General features: G+C 68.2%; 8 protein-coding genes. 4 read left to right on the top strand and 4 right to left on the bottom strand.

The features are described 5' to 3' along the window. Nucleotide 1 precedes the first annotated feature (1 nt). The 3 genes from VSR34_RS16780 to VSR34_RS16790 all read right to left on the bottom strand — a co-directional run bounded on the left by VSR34_RS16780 (nucleotide 2) and on the right by VSR34_RS16790 (nucleotide 3,612). Nucleotides 2–931 (bottom strand): bestrophin family ion channel, encoded by a 930-nt coding sequence (locus VSR34_RS16780; RefSeq protein ID WP_028210536.1) that lies wholly within the window; start codon nucleotides 929–931, stop codon nucleotides 2–4. 260 nt (nucleotides 932–1,191) lie between these two features. Further along, a complete protein-coding gene (gene argH / locus VSR34_RS16785; protein ID WP_028230582.1) occupies nucleotides 1,192–2,598 on the bottom strand; it encodes an argininosuccinate lyase in 1,407 nt (468 codons plus the stop codon). Nucleotides 2,599–2,796: 198 nt separating this feature from the next. Further along, nucleotides 2,797–3,612: a helix-turn-helix transcriptional regulator gene (locus VSR34_RS16790; protein ID WP_028230583.1), complete on the bottom strand. Its 816-nt coding sequence runs from the start codon at nucleotides 3,610–3,612 to the stop codon at nucleotides 2,797–2,799. A gap of 211 nt (nucleotides 3,613–3,823) precedes the next feature. Here VSR34_RS16790 and VSR34_RS16795 point away from each other — a divergent pair, with 211 nt between their 5' ends. Beyond that, the gene (locus VSR34_RS16795; protein ID WP_028210533.1) at nucleotides 3,824–4,588 is read left to right on the top strand and encodes a class I SAM-dependent methyltransferase; all 765 of its coding nucleotides are present in this window, start codon (nucleotides 3,824–3,826) and stop codon (nucleotides 4,586–4,588) included. 85 nt (nucleotides 4,589–4,673) lie between these two features. Here VSR34_RS16795 and ppc read toward each other — a convergent pair whose 3' ends face one another. Then, complete coding sequence (ppc, locus tag VSR34_RS16800) at nucleotides 4,674–7,796, bottom strand: phosphoenolpyruvate carboxylase (RefSeq protein ID WP_028230584.1); 3,123 nt, start codon at nucleotides 7,794–7,796, stop codon at nucleotides 4,674–4,676. A gap of 538 nt (nucleotides 7,797–8,334) precedes the next feature. Here ppc and hemC point away from each other — a divergent pair. The 3 genes from hemC to VSR34_RS16815 all read left to right on the top strand — a co-directional run bounded on the left by hemC (nucleotide 8,335) and on the right by VSR34_RS16815 (nucleotide 12,761). Next, nucleotides 8,335–9,390: a hydroxymethylbilane synthase gene (gene hemC / locus VSR34_RS16805; protein WP_051390767.1), complete on the top strand. Its 1,056-nt coding sequence runs from the start codon at nucleotides 8,335–8,337 to the stop codon at nucleotides 9,388–9,390. 92 nt (nucleotides 9,391–9,482) lie between these two features. Then, nucleotides 9,483–11,558 (top strand): fused uroporphyrinogen-III synthase HemD/membrane protein HemX, encoded by a 2,076-nt coding sequence (hemDX, locus tag VSR34_RS16810; protein WP_342963003.1) that lies wholly within the window; start codon nucleotides 9,483–9,485, stop codon nucleotides 11,556–11,558. Between the two features lie 3 nt (nucleotides 11,559–11,561). Further along, nucleotides 11,562–12,761, top strand: coding sequence for a heme biosynthesis protein HemY (locus VSR34_RS16815; protein WP_342962983.1), 1,200 nt, complete (start codon nucleotides 11,562–11,564; stop codon nucleotides 12,759–12,761). The last annotated feature ends 71 nt before the right edge of the window (nucleotides 12,762–12,832 follow it).

Raw genomic sequence — 12,832 nt, forward strand, 5'->3', positions numbered from 1 at the left:
GTCAGTCGATGATGAACTGCTCCGGCGCGCGCGCCGGTAGCGAGGTGGGCTCGCCCATGAGGTCGTGCAACGCGACCTCGATGCCCGCCGACATCATGTTGAGCGCGAGGTCGTTGTCCTCGGTGCCGAACGGGTCTTCGATCTGCGAGGCGATGGCTTCGTGAGCCATGAACGCATAGGCCACGAACACGGCGAAGACCGGCGTGAGCGCGCCGATGCTATCGACGAGGCCGAACGGCAGCAGCGCGCAGAAGAAGTACACCGTGCGATGAATCATCACCGTATAGGCGAACGGCAGCGGCGTGGAGACGATGCGCTCGCAACCGCCGATTACATCTGAAATGCCATTGAGATTGTGCTCGAACGCTAGCACCGCGTAGCCGTCGAGGCGGCCTTCGCTCGCCTCGCGCTGGACCCATTCGGACGCGCACAGCATGAGCGTGGCCGGGCGAAAGCGCGAGGCCATCACGCGCGCGAACAGCGCCGGTGGCAGGCGCGCTTCGAGGTCGGCGCGCGGATCGGTGCTGCGCAGCTGATGGCGCAGCGCGTGCGGCAGCGCGGCGAGCAGCCCGACAAGCTCGCGGGCGCGTTCGCGCGTCGCGGCTGCATCGCCGCTGCGCGGGAGCGTGAGCGCCTCGCGCGTGAGCGAGCGCGTCTCGTTGAGCATTTGCCCCCAGAGCTTGCGCCCTTCCCAGTAGCGGTCGTAGCTCGCGCTGTTGCGAAAGCCGAGAAACACCGCGAGCGCGATCCCGATCAGCGAGAACGGCACGGTGCTCAGGTTCACCGTGACCTTGAGGATGTGATCGTGCACGGCCACTGCGACGATCGAGATGCACAGCACGATGAACAGGCGCGGCAGAAGCTGCGGCAGCACGGAGCCGCGCCAGGCGAGCAGCATGCGGAACCAGTGGAGATGCGGGCGGACGATCATCGGGGTGGTAGTTGGGGCAAGGGCGAACGGGGCCAGCGTCGAGCCGCGGCGGTGGCGACCGACGGGGCAAAGCGTCAGTATGGCGCGGGATCATAGGCCATGGCGCGTACGTGCCTGGCGCACACCTGCCGAGCTTTCCCGGGGGTACAGCGCGTGCTCGTATGTTGCGGCGCCCCAAAAACAAACCGGGCGCGCGACGTTGTCAGTCACGCGCCCGGTTGGCGCTCGTGCGGGCCCCGGTCAGGCCCGCTGCGTTGCGCTTACTTGAGCGCCGCGCGCGCCGCGGCGATGGCCGCACGCACCTGCTCGGGCGCGGTGCCGCCCGGGTGGTTGCGCGCCGAGACCGAGCCCTCGAGCGTCAGCACTTCGAACACGTCCTCGCCGAGCAGATGCGAAACAGCCGGCAATTCGCGGCGCATTTCGTCGAGCGTGAGGTCGGCGAGATCGCAGTTGCGGTCCACGCAGATGCGCACCGCGTGTGCCACGGCTTCGTGCGCGTCGCGGAACGGCAGGCCCTTCTTCACGAGGTAGTCGGCAAGGTCGGTGGCCGTCGAGAAACCTTGCAGCGCCGCCGCGCGCATCGCTTCGGCCTTCACGGTGATGCCCGCGACCATCTCGGCGAAGATGCGCAGCGTGTCGGCAACGGTGTCGACCGTGTCGAACAGCGGCTCCTTGTCTTCCTGGTTGTCCTTGTTGTACGCGAGCGGCTGGCCCTTCATCAGCGTGAGGAGCGCCATGAGATGGCCGTTCACGCGGCCGGTCTTGCCACGCGCGAGTTCCGGAACGTCGGGGTTCTTCTTCTGCGGCATGATCGAGGAGCCGGTGCAGAAGCGATCGGCGAGATCGATGAAGCCCACGCGCGGGCTCATCCACAGCACCAGCTCTTCCGAGAAGCGCGAGACGTGCGTCATCACGAGTGCGGCGGCCGCCGTGAATTCGATCGCGAAGTCGCGGTCGGAGACGGCGTCGAGCGAGTTCGCGCAGATGCCGTCGAAGCCGAGCGTCTTCGCCACGGCGAAACGGTCGATTGGGTAGCTCGTGCCCGCGAGCGCCGCGGCGCCCAGCGGCAGACGGTTCACGCGCTTGCGGCAATCGACCATGCGCTCGGCGTCGCGGGTGAACATCTCCACGTAGGCGAGCAGGTGATGGCCGAACGTGACCGGCTGCGCCACCTGCAAGTGCGTGAAGCCGGGCATGATCGTGCCCGCGTGCTGCTCGGCGAGGTCGAGCAGCGCGCCGCGCAGGTCGCCGAGCAGGCCGCCGATGCGGTCGATCTCGCCGCGCAGCCACAAGCGGATGTCGGTCGCGACCTGGTCGTTGCGCGAGCGGCCCGTGTGCAGGCGCTTGCCCGCGTCGCCGATCAGGGCCGTGAGGCGCGCTTCGATGTTCAGGTGCACGTCTTCGAGATCGAGTTGCCATTCGAACTCGCCGCGCTCGATTTCACCCTTGATTTTCGCCATGCCGCCCTGGATGGCGGCGAGGTCGTCGGCGGAGATGATCTTCTGCGCGGCCAGCATCGACGCGTGCGCCAGCGACCCCTCGATATCGACGAGCGCGAGACGCTTGTCGAAGAAGACCGACGACGTGTAGCGCTTGACCAGCTCCGACATGGGTTCGGAGAAGCGAGCCGACCAGGCTTCGCCTTTTTTGTGCAGTTGGGAGGTCATGGTGATGAGAGCGGTGAGCGATGGGAAAGCGGGCCGCGCAGCCTCGCGCAAAACACGGCGCACGGCGGGAAAGGCGTCAATTTTACCATCGGCGCGGGCGGCGGCCGGCGCTGGGAGCCGGGCGAGGGGCGTGCGGGCGCGGCGAGGGCGCGCGCCGGGCCGGTTGACGAGCGGCAGGCCCGCGAGCGAGCGCCGGTTTTACAGCCGCACCAGCACCACCAGCTTGAGGTCCTCGCGGTGCGCGGGCTTGAGGGTGATCTGGTCGTAAGCGATGCGGCCGTGGCGTGGATGATTGAACTCGCGCCGGCCGCCTTCGCGCTCGAACACGTCCTGCGAGGCCCAGAAGCGCGCGAACTCGTCGCTCGCGGCGATCAGCGAATCGACCAGCGCGCGCGTGGGTGCGTCGTTCAGATGCCGGATCGAATCGGCGCGGAACTCGGCGGCCAGACGCCGCGCACGCGTTTCCCAGTCGACGATCAACTCGCGCCCGAGCGGTTCGGTGAACGTGAAGCGCAGCAGGTTGCGGTCGTGCTCGCCGTCGAGCCAACCGGTGAAGAGGTCCGCCGCGTGCGCGTTCCAGGCGAGTGCGGTCCACTGGCGGTCGAGCACGTAGGCGGGGGCGTCCACGAGCTTCACCGTCTGCAGCAGCGTGGCGGGCGCGTCGGCGGCGGTGGCCGGATCGGGCTCGGCGGGGTCGCGCTGCGCGGCCAGTTCGAACAGATATGCGCGCTCGGCGCGCGAGAGCCGCAGCGCGACGGCGATGCGCGCGAGCGCATCCGCCGAGGCGGAGACGGGGCGACCTTGCTCGATCCACGTGTACCAGGTCGGACTCACGCCACACAGTTGCGCCACCTCTTCGCGGCGCAGGCCGGGCGTGCGGCGGCGCGGGCCCGGCGGCAAGCCGACCTCCTGCGGCGAAAGCCGCTCGCGATGGGCGCGGATGAATTCACCGAGGGCGCGCGCGGGTGTCGCGTCGAGAGTTTTGCCGGCGGCGGCGGGCGTGTCGAGGCTCATTGGCGTAGGGCAGGTGGCGGTGATACCAGAATAATCGCTTAACTTGTACTGGTACAGAACGGGCCCTATTGTAGCGTCTGACGAGGCGACGGGCCGCCGCGTCAGCCCGCCCGAAGATGGCCGAAGCCCCGGCACGCAGCGCTCGACGCTTCGCGCCCCGCATAACGAGCCGCACGAGAACCCGCAAAACAACCCGCAAAAGGAGCATGCGATGAAGCATCACGATCAGGTCGCCGACGCATTCGGCTCGACTGCTGCCGCTTACCTCACGAGCCAGGTCCACGCGAGCGGCGCGGACCTGGAGAACCTCTCTGCGACCTTCGCGGCCACCTGCGGCAATGCGACGGTGCTGGACATGGGTTGCGGCGCCGGCCACGCGAGCTTCGCGGTGGCGCCGCACGTGCGCGAAGTCGTGGCCTACGACATCGCCCCGCAGATGCTCGCCACGGTCGAGGCCGCCGCGAAAGCGCGCGGCTTGACGACGGTGCGTACGCAGCAGGGCGCGGCGGAGACGCTGCCGTTTGCCGATGCGTCGTTCAACTGGGCCGTGAGCCGCATGAGCGCGCATCATTGGCGCGACGTGCCGCGCGCGCTGGCCGAGGTGCACCGCGTGCTCAAGCCGGGCGGCCGGCTGAAGTTCATCGACATCGCGGGCATCGACGATCCGCTTTACGACACGCATATCCAGGCGATCGAGTTGTTGCGCGACGCCTCGCACATTCGCGACTACCGCGCCGACGAATGGATCGCGATGCTCGACGCCGCCGGATTCGATGCGAACGTGAGCGAGCGCTGGCGCATCGCGCTCGACTTCGATTCGTGGGTGGCGCGCATGCGAACGCCTGCCGAACGGGTGACGGCGATTCGCTCGATGTGGGAGCGTGCGCCCGATGAAGTGCGTCAATACTTCGATGTGCAGAGCGATTATTCCTTCAAGCTCGACGCGCTCATGATCGAGGCGACGCGGAGGGATTGAGACGCGCGAGGCGAAAGGAAAAACGGCGTCGTGCCCGCCAGGGCACGACGCCGTTTTTGAACAACGAGTCAGCGCAGCGCGAGTGTCAACCCGTATTGCGCAGCCCCGCCGCAATCCCGTTGATCGTCAGGTGAATGCCGCGCCGCACGCGCGGGCTCGGGTCACCGGCGCGATACCGCTTGATCAGCTCGACCTGCATGTGATTCAAAGGATCGAGATAAGGGAAGCGGTTCTTGATCGAACGCGCGAGCAGCGGGTTGTCGGCGAGCCGCTCGCTCGCGCCCGTGATCTCGCCGAGCACCTTCGTCGTGCGTTCCCACTCGGCCACGATGCGCTCGAACACGTGCTTGCGCAGCTTCTTGTCCGTCACCAGTTGCGCGTAACGCGACGCCACCGCGAGGTCGGTCTTCGCGAGCGTCATGTCCATGTTCGAGAGCAGGTTCGAGAAGAACGGCCAGCTCTTGTACATCTTCTTGAACATCGCAAGACGTCGCGCGCGCTCGGCGTCGCTGCCCGCGTCGTCGAGATATGACGACACCGCGCTGCCGAAGCCGTACCAGCCGGTGATCAGCAAACGGCATTGGCCCCACGAGAAGCCCCACGGAATCGCACGGAGGTCGTCGATCTTGCGGTTCTTCGGGTCCTGCAGCTTGCGCGAGGCGGGGCGGCTGCCGATGTTCAGCTCCGCGATCTCGGTGATCGGCGTCGAGGCGAAGAAGTAGTCGGTGAAACCCGGCGTCTCGTAGACGAGCGAGCGATAAGCGGCCATCGCCGCGTCGGAGAGCGTTTGCATCGTCTCTTCGAACGCGGGCAATTCGTCCGGCGCGTTGTCGACGTTGCCGCCCATCGGCAACAGCGTGGCTTCGAGCGTCGCCGCGATCACCGTTTCGAGGTTGCGGCGGCCGATTTCCGGATTGCCGAACTTGCTCGCGATGACTTCGCCCTGCTCGGTCAGACGGATCTGGCCTTCCACCGTGCCCGGCGGCTGCGAGAGGATGGCGTTGTAGGTCGGGCCGCCGCCGCGTCCCACCGTGCCGCCGCGGCCGTGGAACAGACGCAGCGTGATGCCGCGATCCTTGAACAGCGCGACGAGCGCGAGTTCCGCGCGGTAAAGCTCCCAGTTCGAGGTGAGGAAGCCGCCGTCCTTGTTGCTGTCCGAATACCCGAGCATGATTTCCTGCTCGTTGCCCTGGTGCTCGACGATGCCGTCCATGCCCGGCAGCGCGAGCAGGTCGCGCATGATGTGCGGGGCGTGGCGCAAGTCGGGGATCGTTTCGAAGAGCGGAATCACCATCAGCGCGGCCTTCGCGGGATCTTCCACGTGGCCGAGGCGTCCGCTCAAGAGGCCGGTTTCCTTTTGCAGCAGCATCACTTCGAGCAGGTCGGAAACCGTTTCGGTGTGCGAGATGATGTAGTTGCGCACCGCGCGCGCGCCGAACTTCTCGCGCGTCACGCGCGCCATCTCCAGCACGCCCAGCTCGCTCTTCACGAGATCCGAATAGTCGAGCCAGGGCGAGCGCAACGTGCGCGGCTCGGCGAGCTGCGCGAGCAGCACGATCTGCTTGTCTTCTTCGGAGAGCGAAGCATAGTCGGCTTCCACGCCCGCGCGCGCGAGCAGCTCCGTGATCACGGCCTCGTGGATGTCCGAGCTCTGGCGCAGGTCGATGGACGCGAGATGGAAGCCGAACACGTCGACGGCGCGCATGAGCGGCGCGAGGCGCGGCGTGGCGAGCGAAGCGCCGTGGTGCTCGGCGAGCGAGTCCATGAGGATATGCAGGTCGCGCGAGAACTCGCCAGCGTCGGCATAGGGCGTGGCGCGCACGGGCGCGGCGTTGCGGCCGGCGCTGCGCACCGCCACCACGCCTTCGCCGAGGCGCACGCGCGCGCTCGCGGCAAGGCGCGTGTAGACGCCGATCAGCGCGCGGCGATACGGCTCGTCCACGCGGTGCGGCGACTTGTCGGGCGAGGCTGCGGCCAGCGCCTTGAGTTCGTCGCTCGCCCCGGCGAGCAGGTCCGACACCGAAAGCTCGGCGCCCAGCCGGTGCACTTCGTCCAGGTAATGCTGCAGGATCACCTGCGCCTGGCGCTCGCTGGCCTCTTCGAGCGTGGCGGCCGTGACGTTCGGATTGCCGTCGCGGTCGCCGCCGATCCAGCTGCCCATCTGGAAGAACGCGGGTAGGCGTGCCGAAATGCCGTGCTCCTTCAACTGTGTTTCGATCTCGCCGTAGAGCGCGGGAATCTCGGTCAGGAAGGTCGTGTGGTAGTACGAAAGTGCGTTCTCGATCTCATCGCCCACGGTCAGCCGCGAGTCGCGCAGCATGCGGGTTTGCCACAGCGAGGTCACGCGCGCGCGCAAGAGGGACTCGTTGTGCTCCAGCTCGCGATGCGTGAGCGGCTGATCGCGTTCGGCGAGCAGCCGCGCGATGTCGTGCTGCGAGTCGAGTGTGCTCTTGCGCTGCACTTCGGTCGGGTGCGCGGTGAGCACGGGCACGATCAGCGCGTCGTTGAAGAACTGCTGTAGCACGGGCGTGGCTGCCGCACCGGCTTGTGCGAGGCGTTCGAGCGAGTGCGCAATGGTGCCGGCCTGCGGCGCCGAGCCCGCGAGGTCGTGAATGCGTCGACGGCGGTTGCGGTGGCGGTCTTCGGCGATATTCGCGAGATGCGAAAAGTAGCTGAACGCGCGCACGACCGTTACGGTCTCTTCGGGCGAGAGCGCGCGAAGCTGCCGGTCGAGCGCCTGGGCGTCGGCGATGTCGTCCTCGCGGCGAAAGCGCACGGCGGTCTTGCGAATGCTTTCGACGACGTCGAACACGGCATCGCCTTCCTGCTCGCGCAGCACCTCGCCAAGCACGCGGCCGAGATAGCGGATGTCCTCGAAGAGCGGCTGGTCCTTGTCGTCGCGCGCGCGGCCGTTGCGCGAGGTGCCGGCGGCTTTCCCCGCGGCAGAGGCCGCTTTCGTCGCTTTGGTGGCTTTCACGCCTTTCGGCGCCTTCACTGTCTTTGCGGTCTTTGCGGTCTTCGCTGCTTCGAGCGCCTCGGCGGCCTGCGTGGTCCGGCCCGCAGGTTTGGTGCCGGTGGATTTCGTGGTCTTCGTGGTCTTCGCTGTTTTCGCCGGTTTCGTGGACGGCGCGGCCACTGCGGCCTTGGAAGTAGCGTTCTGCGATGCGGTGTTGCGGCGCTCTGCGCGCGCCGAGCCTGAAGACTTCACGATGTTTTCCTTGAGGCTTGCCAGGATTTGGACAGGTTGATCGGAGACTGCCAACTGCATGGCCGCGGCGCGTGCCGGGCCGGGTACTTCGGGTGCAACCTGGGACGGGCGGAAGGTGCCACCCTGCGCGAGCCATGCGGATGTTGCAGAGACGGCGCGGGCCGCCAGTGGCGGTGCGCCGGGGGCAGGCCCTGCTGGGGAGACTGCGCCGCTGCGACGGCGAGCGCAAGCCCGAAGCTCGCACGGCCATTGCCGGGCCGCTTGTGCCGGCTTGTGCCGCATAGGCGCCAGGTCCGCACGCGAGCGGCGTGCGGCGTCTTCGGGCCGCCACGCGCGTGGCGTGTTGCCAGTGGCGAGGCGGACCGTGCTCTACCGAATCAATCACACACGGTAAGCGCCGATGCAGCGTTTGAGTCTCTTCCTTGCCGCCGCACGCTTCTTGTCAGCCTGTTCCTGCCGGAAGGCCATAAAAAGGGCGCGTGCTAACATTGCCTGTTATCCGATCCTGCTTTTCATCCCGTCATTCGATGCTGTTGCCATGAACTCCGAGACGTTATCCGCGCCCATGCCCCGCACGCTTGTGATCGCTTCGCGCGAGAGCCGCCTCGCGATGTGGCAGGCAGAGCATGTGCAAGCTGCGCTGCACAAATTATATCCAGCCTGCGACGTGAAAATTGTTGGAATGACGACACGCGGCGATCAAATTCTCGACCGCACGCTCTCGAAAGTCGGCGGTAAGGGACTTTTCGTCAAGGAGCTGGAGCAGGCACTGGCCGAAGGCCGCGCCGACCTCGCCGTGCACTCGCTCAAGGACGTGCCGATGGAGTTGCCCGAGGGTTTCACGCTCGCAGCCATCATGGAGCGCGAAGACCCGCGCGATGCGTTCGTCTCGAACGACTACGACTCGCTCGCGGCGCTGCCGCCGGGCAGCGTGGTGGGCACCTCGAGCCTGCGCCGCGAGTCGATGATCCGCGCACGCCATCCGCATCTCGATGTTAAGCCGCTACGCGGCAATCTCGACACGCGTCTGGCCAAGCTCGACCGCGGCGACTACGCCGCCATCATTCTCGCGGCCGCGGGCCTGAAGCGCCTTGGCCTCGGCGCGCGCATCCGCGCGCTCATCGAGCCCGACGACAGCCTGCCGGCGGCGGGTCAGGGCGCACTCGGCATCGAGATCCGCACTGGTCGCCCCGAGCTTGCCGCGTGGCTCGCGCCGCTGCACGACGATGCCACGGCAAAGGCCGTCGAAGCCGAGCGCATGGTTTCGCGCGCGCTGGGCGGCAGCTGCACGGTGCCGCTCGCTGCCTACGCGCAGTGGCAGGGCGGCAAGCTCGCGCTGCGCGCCACGATCGCCACGCCGGACGCGCGCCGCGTGCTGGCCGCGCAGGAAGCCAAGGCGGTGTCGACGGTCGACGAAGCCGTGGCGCTCGGCCGCCGCGTCGCCGACGACCTCGTTGCTCAGGGGGCGCTCGACATCGTGCGCACGCTCGCCGATGCGGCCCAGGGCGCCGACGGCCCGAACACGGCGCCTCAACACGACGGTGGCGCCACGAACGACCCCACCGGCCCGGGCGAAGGCCCGGCCCGCGCATGATGGCCGGCCCCTGGCAACCGCCCGGCAATGCCGGTCAGCCCGACGAGTGGGGCGGCCCAGGCGACGCCTCGACAGGCACGAAGCGCGCGCCGCTGGCAAGCGGCAATGGCGGCAGTGCGCCGTTTACCGTTGTCATTACCCGGCCGGCCGGTCAATCGGACGGGCTCGCCGGGCAACTGGCGCGGCATGGCATCCGCACGTTCGACTTCCCGCTCATCGCCATTGCGCCCGTGACCGACGACGCCCCGCTGCGCGCCGCGCTCGGCTCGCTCGAACGGTATGCGCTCGTCGTGTTCGTTTCCCCCAACGCCGTGGACCGCGCGTTTGCATGCTACGCCTCGGTCTCCTCGATCTGGCCGCCCGCGCTGCCGGTGGCCGTGGTCGGCCCGGCGAGCGTGGCCGCGCTCGAGCGTCATGGCGTGGCCGAGCCCGATCATCGCGTGGTGAGCCCGTCGGGCGCTGCCGACGAGGAGCCCGCGCGCTTCGATTCGGAGTCGCTCTATGCGGCGCTCGAGAATACGTTCGGTGCGGAGGCTTTCGCTGGCAAGCGTGTGCTGATCGTGCGCGGTGACGGCGGCCGCGAGTGGCTCGCCGAACGTCTGCGCGAAGCGGGCGCCGAAGTGGAGACCGTCGCGGCCTACCGCCGCATCGTGCCCGAGCCGCCCATCGCCGCCTGGACGCGGGTCCACGCGCTTCTCGAAGGTGCGCCGCACGCATGGCTCGTGACCAGTTCGGAAGGCGTGCGCAACCTCGACGAGCTCGCGCGCGAACATCTCACGGCGGGCGAAATCGTCGAGCTGCGCCACGCGCCGCTCGTCGCGCCGCACGCGCGGATCGCCGAGACGGCGCGCTCGATGGGTTTTGATAGGATTACGGTGTCCGGCGCGGGCGACGAACGCATCGTCGAGACGCTGCTAGGCCTCGCTTCTTCCGTTGTTCAACCGGTTCAGAACACTCCGGCCCAGGCGCCGGCCAACCCACGCATGACAGATTCGAACAACTCCAGCAGCACGTCAAACCAGGGTGCCGTCGCCACGGGGGCGTCGGCTTCCGGCAGCGCGCAGGCTTCGGGCAGCGCGTCGGCACGGCCGACCTATGCGTCGTCGGGCGCCGGTTCTTCCGCACCGCAGAGCCAGCCACCGGGCACGGCGCGGCGCGGGGCAGCCACGGCGCTGCTGTGGCTCGTCGTGGTGCTGGTCGCTGCGGGTTCGGGCGCGGGCGGCTATTGGCTCAATCGCAAGGTCGACCACCTCGGCATGCAGGCCATACAACGCCAGCAGGCCAGCGAGCAGCAGGCCGCGGCGCTGCGCGCGCGCGCCGACCAGGCGGTTGCGGGCACGCAGCAACTCGACAAACAGATCGCCCTGCTCGAAAGCAAGATCGCCGACGAGCAAACCGCGCAGCAGGCGCTCGCGCAGCAATACGCCGATCTCTCGAAGAGCCGCGACGACTGGACGCTCGCCGAAGTCGGCCAGATGCTCTCGAGCGCGAGCGAACAGCTCCAGCTCACCGGCAACACGCAGCTCGCGCTCTTCGCGCTGCAAAGCGCCGACACGCGCCTCGCCGCCTCGGACAACGCACAGGCCATCACCGTGCGCAAGGCGATCGCGCAGGACATCGACAAGCTAAAGGCCGCGCCGTCGACCGATCTGACAGGGCTCGCCATCAAGCTCGACACCGCGCTCGGCCAGATCGACTCGCTGCCGCTTTCGGGCGAGGCGATCGTCGCGCACACGAAGCCCGAAGCCGCTCAACCCGCCGATATCGCCAGGGTCGCCGCCGCGACCAACCAGCCGAAATGGAAGGTGTGGATCGACACGTTCGTCGACGGGGTGGGCAAGCAGGTCGCGAGCCTCGTGCAGGTGCGCCGCATCGACAACGCGGACGCCATGCTCGTCTCGCCCGATCAGGGCTACTTCGTGCGCGAGAACCTGAAGCTGCGCCTGCTCTCGGCGCGCCTGTCGCTGCTCTCGCGCAATCAGGACACGCTCAAGTCCGACCTCGCGGCCGCCGACGCCACGCTCGCGCGCTACTTCGACGGCGCCTCCAAAGACACGCAGACCGTGCGCGACCTGCTGAAGGCAGTGGGCGCGGGCTCGGCCGCCGTCGCGCTGCCCACGCTCGATACGAGCCTGAAGGCGATCCAGCAATACCGGAGCCGGGGGTAAGACATGGCCATCCGTGGACTCCTCTGGCTCGCGCTCCTCTTCGCGATCGCCGTCGCGCTCGCGACCTTCGGCCGCTTCGACGCCGGGCAGGTGCTGCTCGTCTACCCGCCGTATCGCGTGGACATCTCGCTCAACCTGTTCGTGGTCGGCATCGTGGTGGCGTTCGTGCTGTTCTACGCGATCCTGCGTTTCGTGCGCAACGTCGTGACGATGCCGCGCCGCGTCGCGGCCTACCGCGCGCGCATGCGCACGGAGAAGGCCAACTCGGCGCTGCGCGACGCCGTCGGCAATCTCTACGCGGGCCGCTTCTCGCGCGCCGAGAAGGCCGCGCGCGACTCGCTCGCCGATCAAAAGAACACGAGCGCCGCGGGCCTCATCGCTGCGACGGCCGCGCATCGTCTGCACGAATATGCGCGCCGCGACGAATGGCTCACCCAGGTCGACGACCCCGACCTCCAGGAAGCGCGCCTCATGGCCACCGCCGACATGCGCGCCGATGGCCGCGACGCCGATGGCGCGCTCGCCGCGCTCACCGAAATGCGCACGCAGGGCGGCCGCCGCATCCATGCGCAGCAGATCGCGCTGCGCGCGCAGCAGCAGCTCAAGAACTGGAGCGAAGTGCTCAAGCTCGTGAAGACGCTCGAAAAGCGCGAGGCGCTGCATCCGGCCGTGGCCGTGCGCCTGCGCCAGCTCGCGGCGGAGAACCTGCTGCGCGACCGCCGCCATAATGCCGATGCGCTGCTGGAGCTGTGGCAATCGCTCTCGCCGGTCGAGCGCCACTCGCCGCGTCTGGCGGACTGCGCTGCCGAGCTGCTGATCGCGCTCGAGCGCCAGGCGGACGCGCGCAAGATCGTCGAGGAAGCGCTCGCACAGAACTGGGACGCGCGCCTCTTGCGCCGTTACCCGGACACGGTGAGCAACGACGCCCTTCCGCTCATCCAGAAGGCCGAGGCGTGGCGCAAGGACCACCCCGACGACGGCGACCTGCTGTTCGCGCTGGGCCGCCTGTGCCTGAAGCAGCAGTTGTGGGGCAAGGCGCAGTCGTTCCTCGAAGCGGCGATCAAGTCCGCCGACGCGAGCCAGAACGAACCGCTCAAGATCCGCTCGCATCGCGCGCTCGCGCGTCTGCACGAGCAGCTCGGCGACGGCGAGAAGGCGGCCACGCACTATCGCGAGAGCGCGCTGTCGATGAACGTGGTTTGACGCAGTCGCCGTTGCACCCCGTAAGCCGCAACGAAAACGGCCGCCTGAAACAGGCGGCCGTTTGCCATTGG

It is taken from the genome of Paraburkholderia sp. JHI2823 (genome assembly GCF_038900695.1).
GTDB lineage: Bacteria > Pseudomonadota > Gammaproteobacteria > Burkholderiales > Burkholderiaceae > Paraburkholderia > Paraburkholderia mimosarum.